Source organism: Flavobacterium album, assembly GCF_003096035.1.
In the GTDB taxonomy this organism is placed as follows: Bacteria; Bacteroidota; Bacteroidia; order Flavobacteriales; family Flavobacteriaceae; genus Flavobacterium; species Flavobacterium album.
Genome location: NZ_CP029186.1, coordinates 399,771 through 417,981 on the forward strand (window position 1 = coordinate 399,771; position 18,211 = coordinate 417,981).

General features: G+C 43.5%; 15 protein-coding genes. 10 read left to right on the forward strand and 5 right to left on the reverse strand.

Translation table 11 applies throughout. The features are described from left to right. Positions 1 to 301: 301 nt before the first annotated feature. Positions 302 to 670, forward strand: coding sequence for a DMT family protein (locus tag HYN59_RS01800; RefSeq protein WP_108776630.1), 369 nt, complete (start codon positions 302 to 304; stop codon positions 668 to 670). Beyond that, positions 667 to 1,029: a cupin domain-containing protein gene (locus HYN59_RS01805; protein ID WP_108776631.1), complete on the forward strand. Its 363-nt coding sequence runs from the start codon at positions 667 to 669 to the stop codon at positions 1,027 to 1,029. Before HYN59_RS01800 ends, HYN59_RS01805 begins: the two co-directional genes overlap by 4 nt. Here HYN59_RS01805 and HYN59_RS01810 read toward each other — a convergent pair whose 3' ends face one another. Continuing rightward, on the reverse strand, positions 1,030 to 2,373 hold the full coding sequence (locus tag HYN59_RS01810; protein ID WP_108776632.1) for an FAD-dependent oxidoreductase: 1,344 nt from the start codon (positions 2,371 to 2,373) through the stop codon (positions 1,030 to 1,032). It abuts the gene before it with no gap. Positions 2,374 to 2,556: 183 nt separating this feature from the next. Here HYN59_RS01810 and HYN59_RS01815 point away from each other — a divergent pair, with 183 nt between their 5' ends. After that, on the forward strand, positions 2,557 to 2,715 hold the full coding sequence (locus HYN59_RS01815; protein ID WP_108776633.1) for a lmo0937 family membrane protein: 159 nt from the start codon (positions 2,557 to 2,559) through the stop codon (positions 2,713 to 2,715). A gap of 138 nt (positions 2,716 to 2,853) precedes the next feature. Here HYN59_RS01815 and HYN59_RS01820 read toward each other — a convergent pair whose 3' ends face one another. Next, positions 2,854 to 3,627, reverse strand: a complete 774-nt coding sequence (locus tag HYN59_RS01820; protein ID WP_245895640.1) for a phosphatase PAP2 family protein — start codon at positions 3,625 to 3,627, stop codon at positions 2,854 to 2,856. A gap of 267 nt (positions 3,628 to 3,894) precedes the next feature. Between HYN59_RS01820 and HYN59_RS01825 the strand changes: the two genes are divergently transcribed. Then, entirely contained in the window at positions 3,895 to 5,370 is a 1,476-nt protein-coding gene (locus HYN59_RS01825; protein WP_108776634.1) for a glycosyltransferase family 2 protein, read from the forward strand. A 79-nt stretch (positions 5,371 to 5,449) separates the two neighbouring features. Here HYN59_RS01825 and HYN59_RS01830 read toward each other — a convergent pair whose 3' ends face one another. Continuing rightward, positions 5,450 to 6,745 carry a flavin monoamine oxidase family protein gene (locus tag HYN59_RS01830; RefSeq protein WP_108776635.1) on the reverse strand — a complete coding sequence of 432 codons (1,296 nt, stop codon included), beginning with the start codon at positions 6,743 to 6,745 and terminating at the stop codon, positions 5,450 to 5,452. Between the two features lie 280 nt (positions 6,746 to 7,025). Between HYN59_RS01830 and HYN59_RS01835 the strand changes: the two genes are divergently transcribed. From HYN59_RS01835 to HYN59_RS01860, 6 genes are all read left to right on the forward strand, one after another. After that, positions 7,026 to 7,703 carry a response regulator transcription factor gene (locus tag HYN59_RS01835; protein ID WP_108776636.1) on the forward strand — a complete coding sequence of 226 codons (678 nt, stop codon included), beginning with the start codon at positions 7,026 to 7,028 and terminating at the stop codon, positions 7,701 to 7,703. Next, positions 7,696 to 8,958: a sensor histidine kinase gene (locus HYN59_RS01840; RefSeq protein ID WP_108776637.1), complete on the forward strand. Its 1,263-nt coding sequence runs from the start codon at positions 7,696 to 7,698 to the stop codon at positions 8,956 to 8,958. Before HYN59_RS01835 ends, HYN59_RS01840 begins: the two co-directional genes overlap by 8 nt. 59 nt (positions 8,959 to 9,017) lie before the next feature. Next, positions 9,018 to 11,435, forward strand: coding sequence for a TonB-dependent receptor (locus HYN59_RS01845; protein WP_108776638.1), 2,418 nt, complete (start codon positions 9,018 to 9,020; stop codon positions 11,433 to 11,435). 105 nt (positions 11,436 to 11,540) lie between these two features. Then, the gene (locus tag HYN59_RS01850; RefSeq protein WP_108776639.1) at positions 11,541 to 13,499 is read left to right on the forward strand and encodes an LTA synthase family protein; all 1,959 of its coding nucleotides are present in this window, start codon (positions 11,541 to 11,543) and stop codon (positions 13,497 to 13,499) included. Continuing rightward, the gene (locus HYN59_RS01855; protein ID WP_108776640.1) at positions 13,499 to 14,380 is read left to right on the forward strand and encodes a diacylglycerol/lipid kinase family protein; all 882 of its coding nucleotides are present in this window, start codon (positions 13,499 to 13,501) and stop codon (positions 14,378 to 14,380) included. Before HYN59_RS01850 ends, HYN59_RS01855 begins: the two co-directional genes overlap by 1 nt. 317 nt (positions 14,381 to 14,697) lie before the next feature. Then, entirely contained in the window at positions 14,698 to 15,459 is a 762-nt protein-coding gene (locus tag HYN59_RS01860) for a phosphatase PAP2 family protein (protein ID WP_108776641.1), read from the forward strand. 111 nt (positions 15,460 to 15,570) lie between these two features. On the opposite strand, the gene HYN59_RS01865 is transcribed toward HYN59_RS01860, so the two are convergent. Together HYN59_RS01865 and HYN59_RS01870 are read right to left on the reverse strand one after the other, a co-directional pair. Next, entirely contained in the window at positions 15,571 to 16,143 is a 573-nt protein-coding gene (locus HYN59_RS01865) for a dihydrofolate reductase family protein (RefSeq protein WP_108776642.1), read from the reverse strand. A gap of 139 nt (positions 16,144 to 16,282) precedes the next feature. Beyond that, complete coding sequence (locus HYN59_RS01870) at positions 16,283 to 18,178, reverse strand: sensor histidine kinase (RefSeq protein WP_181369489.1); 1,896 nt, start codon at positions 18,176 to 18,178, stop codon at positions 16,283 to 16,285. Between the last annotated feature and the right edge of the window lie 33 nt (positions 18,179 to 18,211).

Here is an 18,211-nt window from a genome sequence, read left to right on the forward strand (position 1 = left end):
AACAGTAATTTATTACAATAATAAACTTAGCAAAACGGCCAGTTTAATTACTTTGCTTATACAATATTTATTTTAAACCCTTCAAAACGATTATTCATTAAAAATTACTTAGAATTAATATAGATAACATATAAATAACACAAATCGAAACTATTTATTGTGCAGGCATCCTATTTTAATTTGAAGTATTGCCATTTATGAGTAAATTCACATTTTAAATATCCACACATTCAAATATTGTAATATTAATATTACAATATAATAGTTTTAAAACGTTTTAGCTTAGCAACTGACTTATATTATGAAGGGATTTTTTACTGTAGGACTCCTGATTCTGTCGAATATTTTTATGACACTGGCCTGGTATGGTCACCTGAAATTTAAAGAACTCAAATGGTTTGAGAACCTCGGGCTGATAGCTGTCATATTAATAAGCTGGGGACTGGCCCTTTTTGAGTATTTCTTCCAGGTACCTGCCAATAAAATCGGCTACAAGGAAAATGGCGGGCCGTTTACGTTATTGCAGCTGAAAGTGATACAGGAAGTAATAACGCTCGTGGTATTCACGGTGTTTATGCTCCTGTTTTTTAAAGGAGAGACCTTTCGGTGGAACCACGCAGTGGGTTTCGTATTTTTGATACTTGCCGTTTATTTTATCTTTAAAAAATGAAAAATTACATTTTACAGGACACTCCGTTTGTAGTACCCACAACAGATGGAAAACTGATCGAAGAGCATTTCGGGCAGGCAACGGATGGAAATTCCGGTATATCTATTGCGCATATGGTAGCGCCACCGGGATGGAGCGAGCCTTTCCAGACACCCGAATTTGATGAGTACACCTATATTATAAAGGGAAGGAAACAGTTTATAATCGATGGTGAAACAGTCGTGCTTAATGCGGGTCAATCGATAAAAATAAACCGGAATGTACGCGTGCAGTATTCCAACCCGTTTGGGGATGAATGCGAGTACATTTCTGTTTGCACGCCTGCATTTTCTATTGAAAAAGTAAACCGCGAAGAATAATTATTTTTGGAGTAGTTCCAGCATTTTGGCTTCAACTTCGGGAGAATCCCACCTTTCAAAAATACCTTCTGTTGCCATTACCTCATCCATAATAGCTTTTTGGTGGTCACCCAAAGCCAGCGCCTCCGAATACGGACGGAAGCTGAAAGTAACCCTGCTGTACAGCGGCAGCCATTTGTCAGGATATTTTTCGGAGAAGCGTTTTTCTATCTTTTTTCGCAGAAGAAACGAAGCGTCGGCAGTATCCGAGCTCATTTCCATAAAATTGCGGTAGGATAGCTCAGCTATGGCATCAGCATTCGGCTTGCGGCTTTTCTGGTATTCTTCAAAAATGGTTTTCCAGTCATCGCCATATTGTCCCATAAGCTGGTTTAGGATTGTAATATCTTCAAACCCGGCATTCATCCCGTGGCCGTAAAAAGGCACTATCGCGTGGCAGGCATCCCCTATCAGGGCCACCTTATCCTCGTACGTCCATGGATAGCACTTCATGGTAACAAGCGAACTTGTAGGGTTTTTGAAGAAATCCTCTACCAGGTTTGGTATTACATCCGTAGTCGATGGAAAATATTTAGCAAAGAAAGCTTCCAGCGTTTCCTTGTCTTTTAACGCTTCGAAAGAATGCTCGCCTTCAAAGGGCATAAACAAGGTGCAGGTAAAACTGCCGTCCAGGTTAGGCATCGCGATAAGCATAAAATCACGCCTTGGCCAAATATGGAAGGAGTTTTTATCAAGCTTGTGCGAACCGTCGGGGTTTGCAGGTATATTGAGTTCTTTGTAGCCTGTATTGAGGAATTCCTGTGAGTAGTTGAACATATTTTGCCTCTGCATCCTGTGGCGCACCCTTGAGAAAGCACCATCAGCTCCAAAGACCATATCGTATTTGCGGTCGTCCCATGTACCCTGCTCAGTTTCGCCGGTATGCAGGGTTGCCGTAGCCATAGTTACATCCCAAACACGGGTATTGAAGAAGAACTCGGCACCTTCGGCTTCAGCGAGGCTTACCATCTTGCGGTTGAGCACTCCTCTCGAGATTGAATAAATATTCTCGCCATCCTTGCCATAATACAGGTAGTTGAGCGGCTGCCCTACAGTATGTATGGCTCTTTTATCCATCGGCATTGCTATTTCGCGTATCTGGTCGCCAAGGCCTACCTCATCGAGCGCACGCCAGCCGCGGTGCGACATGGCAAGGTTGATAGAGCGCCCTGAGAACTTTATGGTCCTGATATCCGGGCTGCGGTCATAAACATGAACGGTGTGGCCTGCCCTCTTGAGGTATATGGCCAGCAGTGAACCCACCAGGCCTGAACCGACAATAGCAATTTTTAAAGGAGTCTGCATGCAAAATATTCTAAAACAGGACAAAAGTAGGTAATAAATAAACAGGCAAAATGATTTTCGTTATTTATTTAAAGGAGCTGTCTAATTAAGAAAACTTTGGCTATTAAAGGATTCTTAATTAATTAACATACCTCTCCGTAAAGAAGTAATTTTAACTCACTAACTATTTAAAATATTACAATTATGAGAGATTTAATCTGGTTGATCGTAGTGATCCTAATTATAGGATGGCTTGTAGGATTTTTTGGTTTTTACGAATCTGTAGGAAGCCTTATCCACATTTTATTAGTATTGGCAATTATCGGTATCCTTTACAGGCTTGCTACAGGCAGGAGGCCATAAATACCGTCAATAACTTATGTAACGTACAGAATAAAATCCCTCCTCGTGAGGGATTTTGCTATTTTGGGAGCGTTTGGCGACGTACAGCACTGCCCCTCTAAAGGGAAGAAGATAATTCCGGCTAAGAGCCTGATGAACTTAAAACCTCAAAACTGCGGTAACCCCCACCTGCTCGCCATTATAAAAAGGCGCCGCAAGCGCTGAAAACTTCTTTTCTTCCTTCGTGCCGAAAAGCTGCTCCTGCATCCAAGGGTATATCCAATAGGCGATCTTGGTGCTCAATATCCCAATCCCGGCTCCGGCAGCTACATCGGTAAGCCAGTGCCTGTCGTTGTATATGCGCAGCAGGCCGGTACCGGTAGCAACTACATAGCCGGCAACACCATACCAAACCGAAACATCCTTATACTCCTGCCATAAAAATTCGGCTCCGGCAAAAGCGGTTGCAGTATGTCCGGACGGAAAGGAATTGTTGGTGCTGCCATCAGGGCGCTCTTCTGCCGACAGTGATTTGAGCCCCATTACTGAGCCGCACATGATCAGCTGGGATGTTGCTAATATGATCGTACGGTCGCGAAAATTGTGCTTCCCTTTGATCCCCATCAGGTTGAGTGCATATACCGAAGCTGCGGGCACATACCTTGAATAATCGTCAATATTGGTACGTTGCCCCCTGCTGCCGTTTACCCCCACCCTCACTTTGCTGTTGATGTTCCTGAGCTCGTCACTGCCGAGACCAATAGCGCCATAACCTACCAAAACGGCAGGTACCATCAGTTTCCGGTAAACGGAGGATTCTTTTGTGATTTTTGTCTGGTTGACAAGGGTATCGTGGCCGATTATAATCTTTTCCTGCGCATGGAGGCATGCCACGCTGCACATGGAAAGCCAGAAGGTGATGTTTTTCTTCATTCAGGTCCTTTGCATCGTCAATAGGAGAATGATAACGCAATGATTATGCCCAAAGTATATCGGCCCTGATTTTTAACAGATTGCACATAATGACTAGATAAGCAACCTTTATCAGCAACATATTACAAATGTGGAAATTTTATAAAAAAGTGTGGAAATTCCACACATTCTGCCTTGTGTTTCATTTTTTAATTCACTGTATTACAGCAACATAAAGTTAAGGCATAATGATTGCCTATTATCTGGCATAACTAATAATGTTGCACTATGAAAAACGGAATAATTACAACCAACCCATTATACAACGTAAATAATAGTGGAAGCATAGCCGGTAGTACAATAACCAGCTTTGTTCCCGATATCAATTCCAACATACCCCAAAAGAATATTTCTTTAAGTGCCGGTGAAAACAAAACCGTGAAATCACGCATTATGGGACGCATGGTGCTCATAGGTACTTTTGTACTTATGGCATTCTCGGCTTTCCTTATGTATGAGCTTGCGGCTGATTTTTCGCAATTCAATGCCGACAGGATCAATTCTTCATGGGGATTCCCTTTTCTTATCGTTGCTTCTGCGCTGCTGTTATTCAAGCTTGGATTTTTCCTATATAGCGTAGTGCTGTACTTCCGATACAAATCGATTAAGTCGGTTTCGGATGAGTTGCTGCCCACCTGTACTGTTATTGTACCGGCTTACAACGAAGGCAAACTGGTATACGATACGCTGATGAGCCTGGCGGGAAGCCTTTACCCTGAAGAAAAAATGCAGCTGCTGGCTATAGACGATGGCAGCAAGGATTATACCTGGTACTGGATGCAAAAAGCAAAAAAAGTGCTTGGTGACCGCGTGGACATTTTCCAGCAACCTGAAAATAAAGGCAAACGACATGCGCTGTACCGCGGATTTAACCTGGGTACGGGAGAGATATTCGTAACTGTAGACAGTGACTCTGTGGTAAAGCCCGACACGCTGCGCAACCTGGTGAGCCCGTTTGTAACCAATCCTGACTGCGGGGCTGTGGCAGGTAACGTAAAAGTGCTTAATAACGGCAATGCCATCTTGCCAAAAATGCTGAATGTTAGTTTTGCCCTTAGTTTTGAGTTTGTGCGCTCTGCAGAGAGCATGCTCGGTTCGGTGATGTGTACACCCGGTGCTTTATCGGCTTACAGGAGCGATGCCGTATTTGCATGCCTTCCGGAATGGATCAACCAGACGTTTATGGGGCAGCCGTCGGACATTGGTGAAGACCGCGCCATGACAAACATGATATTAAAACAAGGCTATAAAGTACTGTTCCAGAGAAATGCCCATGTGCTGACCAATGTACCCGAGAAATACAGCGGGCTGTATAAAATGTTCATCCGCTGGGACAGGAGCAATGTGCGTGAGAACATCATGATGGGAAAATTTGTGTTCAAAAATTTCAGGGAAGGATCGAAAATTGGGACCAGGCTATTATTCCTTAACCAATCATTAAGGCTTATCATGACCTACCCGTTCCTGCTGTTCATGTTGTTTTTTATTGCCATACACCCAATATTATTCTTAAGCTCAACAATATTCGGCATATTGGTATTTTCCAGCTTCCCGGTATTGTTTTATGCAAAAAGGCACACTATTGCCGAATCGGTTTGGGCCTATTCGTACAGCATACTATACACTTTCGCGCTGTTCTGGATTACACCGTACGCCATAGCGACCGCCCACAAAAGGGGCTGGCTGACACGCGACCTGGCTTAGAAAATTTCATAAAAAAGGTAGTGCTTTTAGGTGCCGCATCTTGTAAAGGTGCGGCATTTTTTTTATAAAATATGTTCAACTACTTTTTTGCCAGTATACTTTCCGCAACATTTTTCCCGCTGGTCAATGCGGCTTCCACTGTTCCCATCGCAGGGCCGTCGTAGAGGTATTCCCCGGCAAAATAAATAGTAGTTGCAACAGGCTTCAGTAGCACTTTGCGGGCTTCAGGGCTTTTCACTTTGTCGTAAGCGTAGGATCCGCGGGTAAAGGGTTCGGCAGTCCAGTTGGCCACATGCCAAGCAATAAGCTTGTTTTGCAGTTGCTCCTGCCCTGTTTTGAATATATTCGCTAACGATGCTATCGCCATCTGTAAGATTGCCTCGTCGGATGTACCTTTTTCGGCGAAAGCAGGCGGGCCACCCAGCCATCCGGTAAGCAGCGGACTGTGGGCAGGCGATTGTGTCCAATACGTTGGGATGGCCTCATCGGAAAATAAAAAGCCCATGTTGGAAAGGTTGGCACAAATGGTTTCTTTTTCCCAAAATATTTCGTCAAACTCCAGCAATATTTTTATTACCGACCCAAATCCCATATTATGTATGGCCTGCTTTTGCTGTTCAATCGGGGGATTGAATGTTATCGCACCCTCTGCATTATCCGGTGCCTGCAACACACCGAGCGGCAGGGCGACAATAACTTTACCCGCTTCATAAATAGTGCCATTGGCAGCCATAACCTGCACGGCATTAGCTTTCCATCTCACCTCCCGTGCTGTTGTATTAGTATGGATTTCATTACCGGCATTTCGGCATTCATTAGCAAGATAATTTATCATCTTGCCATAGCCGCCATCGACACGGTGTTGGGCATCCTCATCTTCATGGTTCCATTCGTTGCGCAGTGCAAAAGCGCTCGCATCCCGGAAATCGGCAGTATCGTAGCCTGCTACGTAATTTTCTATCTGGCTGCGCATTTTATCATATCGGGCTCCTGAAAAATTATGCTCCAGAAAATCTAGCAGTGGCATATCGCTTTGCAATTTATTCAGCTTTTCCAGAAATCCGTCCCAGCCTTCTACAAATTCTTCGCTCTGCTTAAAGGTGCCATTGTGACTTTGCCACATTTCAAAACCCACATCACAAGCGTCAATACCGGCTTCTTTAAGCAGGTTCAGGGTAACAGGCAAGTCGCCATGAACGAATTCAGCTCCCAGTTCTGTTGGGCCTGAAAAGTTTTCTTTTACGGTATTAATGCGACCGCCGATACGGTTCCTGGCTTCGAGCACCGTTACTGTTTTTCCCGCTTTCGCCAAAGTATACGCAGTCATAAGGCCCGATGCGCCTGCGCCTATAATGATGACATCTGTTTTTTTCATTTTTTGCAATTGACAGAAGCAAGATAGCAATTTTGCAGGATTATAAATGAAACTTAATTAACCACATAGAGACATAGGTTCCATAGCAATTTATTATTATTGCTGAAGGAAACATATTTACACATAGTGAAGCGTAGCTTCACTATGTGTCGCTTAATTGAGTTTTACAGTTTCTTTCTAAAAGCTATGTGCCTATGTGGTTAAATCTTGATTTCTTAAATTTAGGCAGTTACTCAGATAAATTCAGATTTCCTTCAAAATTGAATTACTAAATTGCAGTATGAAAATTTTAGTAATAGAGGACGAGAAGGAAATTGCCTCCAGCATTAAAGAGTATTTTAAGCCTAACGGCGTGCAATGCGAGCTGGTGGGAAATTATAAAGACGCGCTCGACAAAATCAGCATGTATGATTATGACTGCATACTGCTGGACCTGATGCTTCCCGATGGTGACGGCTTTGACCTGCTGCGCGAGCTGAAGCGCCGGAACAAAACCGAAGGCGTGATTATCATTTCGGCAAAAGAAAACCTTGATACGCGCATAGAAGGCTTCAACCTCGGTGCAGATGATTACCTCACAAAGCCCTTCCACTTATCGGAGCTGCTGGTAAGGATACAGGCGCTTATCAGGCGCAAGAATTTTAAGGGCAATAACAATGTTATTTTTAATGAGATAACAATAGACATTTTTTCCAAGACCGTTACCGTAAATAACACTAAATTAGACATCACAAAAAAAGAGATCGACCTGCTGCTGTACCTCATCGGCAATGAGAACAAAGTGCTGTCTAAAAGCGCGATTGCAGAGCATCTTTCGGGCGACATGGCCGATATGCTGGATAACCATGACTTTGTGTACGCCCACATAAAGAACCTAAAGAAAAAGCTAAGTGCGGCGGGTGGCGGAGATTATATAAAAACGGTTTACGGACTCGGATATAAATGGCAGGATGACTAAAAAGTTATTAAATAAAACCACCGGCAGCTTCCTTGCCTTCTCTGTACTTATATTGGTAATAGCGGCACCGGTATTTTATTTTATTAGCGAGGTGCTGTATATTTATGAAACCGATGAGGTGCTGCTTTTCCATAAAGGGGACTTTGTGAAAGACAGCCGCAATTTTTCTGAGGATGACATTGCCGCATGGAATAAATACAACCGCGATGTACTGATCGTACCCGACATGGGTGTTACAAAAGATTCTATTTTCGGGAAGTCATTGTTCGATTCTATCTCCGGGGAAAAAGAGCCTTTCCGCCTGCTTTATGCTCCTGTCGAGATCAATGGTAAGCAGTTCACTTACATTGAGAAAAGCAACCTGGTGGAAATGGAAGGGATGGTTATTAGTATTGCCGTTATGTTCCTGGTTATTATTATAATCCTGCTGATAGGTATCATCCTGCTTTCTAACCGACTGGCTAAAAGAATATGGTCGCCTTTTTATAACACATTGCAACAGATACAGGATTTTGAGATCGACAAAAATAATCCTCCCCATTTTATTGATAACGACATCGATGAATTTTCCCGCCTGAACAATAGCCTGGACCGCCTCATCGAAAAAAACACCGCCATTTACAAAAGCCAGCGGGAATTTGTAGAGAATGCCGCCCACGAATTGCAGACACCGCTTGCCCTTTTCCAGACCAAGCTGGACACGCTTTCGCAGTCGTCAGGGTTATCAGAGGAGCAATCGGGCCTGATAGGGTCCCTCAACAATGATGTGTCGCGAATGAACCGCCTGAACAAAAACTTATTGCTGCTTTCCAAGATCGACAATGACAGTTATTTCGAAAAGCATCCGGTGGTATTTAATGACTATATAGAGAAACACCTTGATTTCTTTATCGAACAGGCCGCCTCAAAATCGGTAGCCGTGGTCGTAAAGCTTTCCAAAAGGGCAGCCGTGAATACCAATCCTGTGCTGGCCGAAGTACTCATCAACAACCTGTTCCTGAATGCCATCAGGCACAATACCGACAACGGGAAGATTGTGATTACAACTACATCCCATTCTATCACTTTCTCCAACACTGGGCAGGATGTGCCTTTAAATGCAGAAAAGCTGTTCAACCGGTTCTCAAAAGCCGATTCTTCCACTAAAGGCAATGGCCTTGGCCTCGCCATTGTAAAAAAGATCATCGAGCTTAACCGATGGGATATCAGCTATAATTTTCACGAAGGCCTGCATAATTTTACTGTAAAATTTTAAAAATTCAGGTTTCCTACTAAATCGGTTCGCAGTTTTGCTTTATAATTAAATGCAAGACAGTGGTTACCAAATACCCTTTCAAAAAAATATTCCTTTGCCTGATATTGTTTTTTGCGGCAGCATCATTTTATGCCCAGACAAAAACTGTAACTATTTCCGGCACTATAGCCGATAGTGCTACTCAAAAAGGACTGCCTTATGCCAATGCGGTGGTAAAAAAAGACGAAGCACTGGTGGCAGGAACGGTAAGCAATGAAGAAGGATTGTTTACGCTTACCAATGTCACGCCGGGGAATTACACCCTTGAAATTACATCAATGGGTTACAAGCCTCATGCACAGGAACTGTATGTTGGCACGCTTTCGCAATTCCTGAATGTGGGCACTGTCGAACTGACCGAAGATGCCCAACTGCTCAACGAAGTAGTTATTGAGAAAGCCAACGATGCCATAAGCGACAGGATGGACAAAAAGTCCTTTGCTGTGAGCGACAATATTGCGCAAAGCGGGGGATCGGTATTGCAGGCGATACAAAACCTGCCGGGCGTAACTATCCAGGATGGCAAAGTACTGCTGCGTGGCAATGACAAAGTAATGCTGCTTGTTGATGGCAAACAGACCGCAATGACAGGCTTCAGTGGCCAGACCGGGCTGGATAACATACCTGCATCGGCGATTGAGCGGATCGAGATCATCAATAACCCGTCGGCTAAATATGATGCGAACGGCAATGCGGGCATCATCAATATTATTTACAAAAAGAATAAAGAGGAAGGGCTTAATGGCAAAGTCGGCCTGGGTTCCGGCTTTGGTGCGCTGTGGGAAAGGAAAGCCAACCTGCCCACCATACGGCCGCAATACCAAATGACCCCAAAAGTCAATCCTTCGTTGTCGCTGAATTACCGAAAAGAAAAATTAAACATCTATTTCCAGGGGGACTACCTGTATACGGAAACGCTTAATAAGAATGAATTTGTAACGCGGACCTATGATGACGGCACCGTAATCAACCAACAGACGAAACGGAACCGCAATACCCACTTCACCACTTTTAAAACAGGAGTGGACTGGAATTTTAATGAACGGAACAGCTTTACCCTGTCGGCCCTTTTCGGGAGCGAAAAGATCCTCGACCATGGCGATGAGCCGTTTTTTAATGCTGATTATTCGCAACGGCTAAGGCTGTGGCAATTCCTTGAGGATGAACTGAAGACTACGGTAATGGCTTCGGCGGGCTACCAGCACAAATTCAAAGACCCAGGGCATTTGCTGAATGCAGGCATCAATTATACCTTTCACAGGGAAAATGAAAAATATTTTTTCGACAACATCCTGCCTGATTATACCGGAAAGGATTCGTTCAAACTCCTTTCGGATGAAAGTGTTATCGATGTGAGTGTAGATTACATAAGGCCGCTAAGGTATGGCCGCCTTGAGACAGGGTTTAAATTCCGGAACCGTCTTATTCCTACCAACATGCATTTTTATCCGGGGCTCAACTCGCCACTGGATGCCAGTGCCGGAGGAAAGGCAATTTATGAAGAGGCGATCCCTGCGCTTTATGGCAACTATGTTTTTGAAAGCAGGAAAATAGAAGCGGAAGCCGGGCTCCGGATGGAATATTTCGACCTGGAATATGAAGTGAACCGCAACCACCCGGTTTATAAAAGCAGCGGCTACAGCTATTTCCAACCCTTCCCTAACCTCCGTTTTGCCTATAAAATCAATGACAACAATAAGTTGTCCCTTTTTTACAACCGCAGGGTAGACCGGCCAAACGAGGTGGATATCAGGATTTTCCCGAAGTATGACGATGCAGAGATCATCAAGGTGGGCAATCCGGGGCTGCGCCCGCAATTTACCAATTCGATAGAGTTGGGCTATAAGGCTACTATAGGCAAAGGCTACCTCTTTGCTTCACTATACCAAAAGTTTGTAGATGGCACCATTACACGGATAGCTACTACGGCACCAGGAAGTACACTGATATATAATGTTTTCCAGAACGCGGGAAAGAGTTCCAACACAGGAGCCGAGGTGGTCATTTCGCGTGAAGTGGCTTCATGGTATTCTTTTAACCTCAACCTCAACGCTTACCGGAATACAATAGATCCGTTTTCTGTAAACATCCTGTACCCTGTTCCGGTAATTGTTTCTAATGGGAGGCAGCAGATGACATCAGGGAACATCAAATTCAACAACACCTTTAATTTTGCGAAAACCTTTACCGGGCAGCTACAGGCGGCTTACCTTGCACCGGATATTGTGCCGCAGGGTAAGACAGGCCACCGGTTTTCGGTAGACATGGGGCTTAAAAAAATGATACAAAAAGGTAAAGGCGAACTGTTCCTGAATGCTACCGACCTGTTTAACATGCTTGTTATCAGAAAAGAAGTGCAGGGCAACGGTTTCCGCTATACGAGCAGGGATTATTATGAGACACAGGTAGTACGTTTTGGATACAGCTATAAGTTTTGATGCAAACCATTAATCGTTTAAATGAGTATTTTAACGAATACTTTAACAAATTCAAAATTAATTCAAAATTGAATTTGAAACTTGCATCTATAAATTAACCAATCTATGTTCAGGAAGATTCATTTACCGGGAAGGTTTGCACTGTTATTCAGCTTTATTGCCTGGTTCCTAATTGTATCGCAGCTGTTGCGCCTGTGCTTTTTTATATGGCAATATGATGAAGTTTCGTGGAACATCATCAACCTGCTGAGGACGTTGCTCACGGGGCTGATGTTTGACATAGGCGCTGTAACCTATATCTGCCTTCCGGCTATATTGTACTATGTGCTGCTGCCCAATCGCTGGATAGGTTTGTGGGCAGACAAGGCGCTGGTGTGGTTTTTTACGAGCCTTACCATCTTTATACTGGTATTTACCTTTTTTGCGGAGCTTACCTTTTGGGATGAATTCAAGACCCGTTTCAATTTCATAGCGGTAGATTACCTCATCTATACGCATGAGGTGGTAGCTAATATCAACCAATCGTACCCTCTGCCGTTGCTGGTAGGTGGTGTCACAATAATAACGGCTGCCATGCTTTTCCTTTTCTATAAAAGAAGGGCTTTCAGCAAAACCTTTACGCACCGCGCTTCGTTGGCGCAAAGGGCGGTACTGCTTGCAGGCGGGGTGATGATAGCCCTGGTATATACCGCATTTGTAACCAATAATAGCGCGGAGTGGTCGTCTAACCGCTATAACTCTGAAATATCCAAGAATGGCGTGTACGCCTTCTTTGCAGCCTTCAGGAATAACCAGATGAAATATAACGAGTTTTATACCTCGATAGATAATAATAAGGCCTTCACCATTGTACGGAGTAAGTTGGTTGGTTCTGAATCCGAATTTACAGGTGGAGGCTTCTCGATACACAGGACTATTACTGACAGCCTCCCATCAGGGGAAAAGAAAAATGTAGTCTTCATACTTGTAGAAAGTCTTAGTGGCAGCTTTATGAAAGAATTTGGCAACCAGGAACACATCACACCGTTCCTGGACAGCCTGGCGCAAAAAAGCGTGTTCTTTGAAAACCTGTATGCTACGGGCACACGCACCGTAAGAGGCATGGAAGCCGTAACACTCTGCATACCGCCAACACCGGGACAAAGCATCGTAAAAAGGCCGGAGAACGCCAACCTATATACAGTTAACAGCGTATTTAAGGCCAGGGGTTACGACAGCAATTTCTTTTATGGCGGTGATGGTTATTTTGACAACATGAACGCATATTTCGGGGGCAATGGCTTTACCATATACGACCGCGGCCGTGGTAGCGTACTGAGCGACAAGATAAAAACTACCCGCAACAACATTGACGACAACGAGGTTACTTTTGAAAACGCATGGGGAATATGCGATGAGGACATCTTCAACAAAATGCTTAAGGTGGCCGACCGGCAGTACAAAGACAAACTGCCGTTCTTTAATTTTGTAATGACAACTTCCAACCACAGGCCGTACAGCTATCCGGAAGGAAAGATAGACATCCCATCGGGCACGAGCCGCCAGGGTGCGGTAAAATATACCGACTATGCACTGAGGGACCTATTCCAAAAAGCAAAAACAAAGCCGTGGTATAAAAACACAGTGTTCGTTATAATTGCCGACCATTGCGCCAGCAGTGCAGGTAAAGACGAGATTGACGTGGCCAATTACCACATCCCGGCCTTTATTGTGAACCTGCCGGAAAGTGACAACAAAAAAATTGCACAACAATGCTCACAAATAGACTTGTTCCCTACCCTGTTCTCACTGATGCACTGGAATTATGAGTCTGATTTCTTTGGGAAAAATGTACTGGGCAGCAATTATGAAGAAAGGTCTTTGATGGGAACTTACAGGAAGCTCGTCCTGATGAAGCAGGAAAAAGTGATGGTATTGTCTGACCAGAAGAAACAGGCTTTTTACACCTGGAATAAAAAGGACAACAGCCTGAAACCGCTGCCTATGGATAGAAGCTTTCTGGACGAAGCGATATCATGGTACCAGACTGCCGACTATCTTTTCACGAATAAGCTTTTAAAGTAATGACTTACATCCACTTTATAGTGAACCCTATTTCGGGGAAAGGGACGCATGGCCTGACGGAAAGCTACATCAAAAGCTTTTTCCCTGAAGACAAATTCCGGATCGAGGTTTACCCTACGCAGCATAAAGGGCACGCTATAGAGCTCGCTAAGGCAGCAGTTATACTGAATGCCGACTATGTAGTGGCCTGTGGCGGCGATGGCACTATCAACGAAGTGGCTTCCTGCCTGATCAATACCAATGCAAAGCTTGGCATTATACCGGTAGGCTCGGGGAATGGGCTGGCATCTAACCTCCAGATACCTCGCGACTATAAAACCGCCATGGAAATCATCCGTGACGGAAAAACTTCGACTATTGATTCAGGTACTATAAACGGGCAATATTTTTTCAGCAATACAGGGCTCGGCATCGATGCCGCGATCATTCGAAATTATGAACACTCCGGTAAACGCACCCTGCTGTCTTATATAAAAGCATCCTTGCGTGCCAGCTTCAGCTACAAGCCTGCCATCACTTCTGTTTCCTATAATAACGGAACCTTTAAAGTAAAGCCTTTCCTGCTGTTCATTTCCAACTCTAATGAAATGGGCTACAATATGAGCCTTACACCCAAAGCAAGCCTTAGCGACGGCTGGCTGGACCTTGTCATTGTTCCCGAACTTTCCTTCTTCGGCAAACTGTTGCTGGGGTACTATGTGCTTCGCAATAAAGTTGAAAAATTCAAAAAAGCAAAACATGCCTTAGTGCGCGATGTAAACATCCAAATGCCTGAAAACATATTTACCGATGTACAGATAGACGGGGAATACCGTCAATTAAAAACCAACACTTTTACTATTGGGGTTTTGGAAAATGCTTTAAAAGTGCTTACCCGATAACCAGGGGCTATACTATTGAATATTGTTTAAATTCCAAAAAGGAAATATTTTAACCACATAGGCACATAGCTTAAAAAGTGAATACAAAACTTCATTAAAGTGACATAAAGCATGAAGCTTCGCTTCACTATGTGTAAATATGTTTTCTCGGCAATGTTAATCACTATGACACCTATGCCTCTATGTGGTTAAATTAAATTTTTAGAGACTTAATGAATTCAGAATAAATTCAGAATTAAACGATACTTTTACTTAAAATAAACTTAAAAACCCATCGGGCCATGCACTAACACTACGCTAATCCTTATTATATAGTTATGAAAAAGTTAGTGTTTTGGTGCTTTTTAAGCATTGCTTCTTTTCCTGCAACAGCACAGACAGTTACAGAGCAGGACAGTATTACGGTTGATACCGTGAGCAGGTATAAATTCCACTATAAACAATTACTTATCCCTGCGGCGCTCATTGGGTATGGGGTAATAGGGATTGAAAGCGACCAGCTTAAAACCTGGAACCTCCAGATACGTGATGAAGTGAAAGAAGACATTGATGAAAAAATTTCGATTGATGACTTTTCGCAGTGGGCTCCCGCAGTTTCGGTCTACGCACTGGATGCTTTCGGCGTAAAGGCAAAGCATAACTTTAAGGACAGGTCGGTGATATTGCTAACTTCCTATGCTATCATGTCGGGCACCGTTTTAGGTTTAAAATCACTTACCAAAATCGAAAGGCCGGATGGGAGTTCCAACAATTCTTTCCCATCAGGGCATACGGCAACAGCTTTTGCAGGGGCAGAGTTCTTATGGCAGGAATATAAGGATCAATCCGTTTGGTACGGTATAGCGGGATATGCGGTTGCTACGGGCACAGGGATATTCAGGATATACAACAACAGGCACTGGCTTACCGATGTGGCGGCCGGCGCAGGCATAGGTATACTGAGCACCAAGATCGCTTACTGGATAAACCCTATTGTAAAGCGTACACTATTCGGGTCGAAAGAAAGCAAATCAACTTCTGTTCTCGTCCCTTCGTATGACGGCAAGCAGGTAGGGTTATGTTTTGTACGGACTTTTTGACAGGCAGGCTGTGATTCCCAAATCAGAATTTAAGTATAACCGATTTTTTTCAAAAATGGAGAAAGGAACCTGATAGTTCCTTTCTCCATTTACTATTAGCAGAACACCGTGTTACTGCTTCGCTACAACATAATCCAGTTCCGTCACCCCGGAAGTGAATTGTTTAGTATTTACCAGGTCCAGCTTTATTTTGTCTTTTATGCCTGTAAACAACGGAATGCCTTCACCAAGGATGACCGGATTCACAAAGAGCCAGTAGCCATCTATCAATCCCAGCTGGATTAGCGAATGTGTCGCGGTCGGGCTTCCGAAAAGTAGGATATCGCTGCCCTCCTGTTCTCTTATGGCATTTATCTTATCGGCAATGTTGTCGCTTATGATGGTCGTGTTGGGCAGATTCGTGCCTTCGAGCGTTTTTGAAAGCACGACTTTGTGTACTTCGCTGTACCACTTCGAATGCACAATATCGTGCTTGCTTGCGGTAGGACTGTCGGCTGCGGTAGGCCAGTAGCTTTCCATCATATCAAAGGTCACCCGACCGTATAAGGCAGTATCACCCCCGCCTATACGCTTTTCGACATGGTCAAATATCTCCTGGTCTACCCTGATCCAGTTCATTTCGCCGTTCGGCCCGGCTACAAAACCGTCAAGCGATATGTGCATGAATGAAATAATCTTTCTCATTGTGTTTTGTTGTTTATTACAATTAATGGATCAAAAGTAGATTGTAAAAGTTTTTATGCAAATGGGTATAGAAGACAATCGGGAGGGGATATCGGGACAAATTGATTTAATCCCAAGATGATTATGCGATCCAATATTATCAACCATTATCGCCTGAAGCTCTTGCATAAAGTTGCGCTTTATTATCGACCTTTAAAGGTATCATGACTTCTGTTTTGCATCCCGCACCCGGATTGCTTTGTATTGTTATACTCCCGTTAAATGCCTCTACCCTGTGCGTGATATTTGATATGCCAAGCCCTTTTCGTTTTTGTTTTACATCAAATCCCTTTCCGTCATCTTCTACAATAATACAGATACTATTTTCTTTTAAGGCTAAACTTATCTTCACGTTTTTCGCTTGGGCATGCTTACGGATATTGTGCAGCTGCTCCTGAACGATACGGTATATGTTTAATTTCAGGTCGTCTGAAAACTCACAGGGAATTTCATAACAAAAATCCATGTGTAAAGGAATGTCCGTACTGGCTGCAGACTTATGAATCAGTTCATTAACAATCTCATACAGATCAATATCTTTTAAAGGCGTTACCAGATTTTCACACAACAAATGAATTTCTTTCATCGCCTTGTTTACCAGGTCTATTGAGTCTTTAACCAATTCTTTAGTTTCTTCGCACTTCCTGCCTGCTATGCCAAGGTGAAATCGTGCCCCGAAGAGTATTTGGTTGATATTGTCATGCAATTCCTGCGCGACATAATTTTTATGCTGTTCCTGTGCCTTTATAATAGCCTTCGAAATCTTTCTTTGTGCCTGTATTTTTTGCTCTTTGATCTTCAATGCAAGAAGCCTGGAACTTTCTTCCGCTTTCTTTCGCTCCGTTATATCCTGTAAAATCCCAAATAGCCTGATGGGGACTTTATTTTCATTGTAAGCAAAGCGCCACTCCATAGATCCGAATCGATTTTCTCCTGCAGCAGTAATAAACCTAAAATCGATTTTTGATTCTACAGAGTGGTTCAAAGTATTATGTATGATGACTTCAGCCCGTTTTTTATCCTCAGGATGAAGCAGTGAAAGGAACTGTGCTGTAGACGGCATTACCTCCGTCATATCAAATCCTAATATTTTATATAATTCGTCAGACCAGATATGTATGTTCGCCTTCAGGTCGATATCCCAATAACCTATGCGTCCCATTGCCTGGGCTTCAGTAAGCTTTGCCTGATTATCAAGGAGCTTCTGCTCCATTATCATCTTTTGGGTAATATCATTGACAGTAACAATTCTTAGATGTTTCCCGTCCTGGCTAAAGGAGTGCGCCGTCGTCTCCACCACCAGAATTTCACCATTTTTCTTTTTGTGCCTCCAACTGCTATACCTTGAGGTGTCCGTATCGCTCTTTACCTGCGCTATATCTTCCAGCAGCGCCGGTATATCTTCCCGGGGCCTGATATCTTTTATGCTCATAGAAAGAAATTCGTCACGGGTATAGCCGTAATGTTTTACAGCGGCTTCATTTACATCAACAAAGCACAAGGTCTCCAGATCGTAAAGCCAGGAAGGCAGCGGGCTTTTATAAAACAGGGTACGGTATTTTTCTTCGCTTTTCGCAAAAGCTATCCCGATTTTTTTACTTTCTGTTATATCCTGGTAAAAAATGGTAAGGCCTGTATCAGAGGGATAAATTTTAACAGAAAACCATTTATCGATCGCGGCGTAATAATTTTCAGCCTCAGCCGGCAGGCCCGATGCCGTGGCTTGGTTACACAGATGCCAAAAGTCGGTCCCTACAGTTTCCGGATGCATATCCCAAATCACCCGGCCCAAGGTTTTTTCACGGCCCAGTACATGGGTGGCAAGGGCAGAATCATTTAAAAATGTATACCTCCCCTTCGTATCCAACGAAATAACCGCTTCGTTAATACGGTTGATCGTTAAATCGAGCTTCCTTTTTTTTCTTTTATACTTCCTGATGTACCAGCCTGCTATCAGAGTGATAAGCGCTGTATAAGTAATGATTAAAGCTGGCATAGGCATGATTAACGTTGGCAGATTTTATAATAG

What these genes read in the sequence shown, in the direction of transcription:
- HYN59_RS01805 (WP_108776631.1), top strand. Translation starts at nt 667, where the DNA reads ATGAAAAATTACATTTTACAGGACACTCCGTTTGTAGTACCCACAACA.
- HYN59_RS01810 (WP_108776632.1), bottom strand. Translation starts at nt 2,373, where the DNA reads ATGCAGACTCCTTTAAAAATTGCTATTGTCGGTTCAGGCCTGGTGGGT.
- HYN59_RS01860 (WP_108776641.1), top strand. Translation starts at nt 14,698, where the DNA reads ATGAAAAAGTTAGTGTTTTGGTGCTTTTTAAGCATTGCTTCTTTTCCT.
- HYN59_RS01865 (WP_108776642.1), bottom strand. Translation starts at nt 16,143, where the DNA reads ATGAGAAAGATTATTTCATTCATGCACATATCGCTTGACGGTTTTGTA.
- HYN59_RS01840 (WP_108776637.1), top strand. Translation starts at nt 7,696, where the DNA reads ATGACTAAAAAGTTATTAAATAAAACCACCGGCAGCTTCCTTGCCTTC.
- HYN59_RS01815 (WP_108776633.1), top strand. Translation starts at nt 2,557, where the DNA reads ATGAGAGATTTAATCTGGTTGATCGTAGTGATCCTAATTATAGGATGG.
- HYN59_RS01820 (WP_245895640.1), bottom strand. Translation starts at nt 3,627, where the DNA reads ATGAAGAAAAACATCACCTTCTGGCTTTCCATGTGCAGCGTGGCATGC.
- HYN59_RS01830 (WP_108776635.1), bottom strand. Translation starts at nt 6,745, where the DNA reads ATGAAAAAAACAGATGTCATCATTATAGGCGCAGGCGCATCGGGCCTT.
- HYN59_RS01850 (WP_108776639.1), top strand. Translation starts at nt 11,541, where the DNA reads ATGTTCAGGAAGATTCATTTACCGGGAAGGTTTGCACTGTTATTCAGC.
- HYN59_RS01835 (WP_108776636.1), top strand. Translation starts at nt 7,026, where the DNA reads ATGAAAATTTTAGTAATAGAGGACGAGAAGGAAATTGCCTCCAGCATT.
- HYN59_RS01855 (WP_108776640.1), top strand. Translation starts at nt 13,499, where the DNA reads ATGACTTACATCCACTTTATAGTGAACCCTATTTCGGGGAAAGGGACG.
- HYN59_RS01800 (WP_108776630.1), top strand. Translation starts at nt 302, where the DNA reads ATGAAGGGATTTTTTACTGTAGGACTCCTGATTCTGTCGAATATTTTT.
- HYN59_RS01825 (WP_108776634.1), top strand. Translation starts at nt 3,895, where the DNA reads ATGAAAAACGGAATAATTACAACCAACCCATTATACAACGTAAATAAT.
- HYN59_RS01870 (WP_181369489.1), bottom strand. Translation starts at nt 18,178, where the DNA reads ATGCCAGCTTTAATCATTACTTATACAGCGCTTATCACTCTGATAGCA.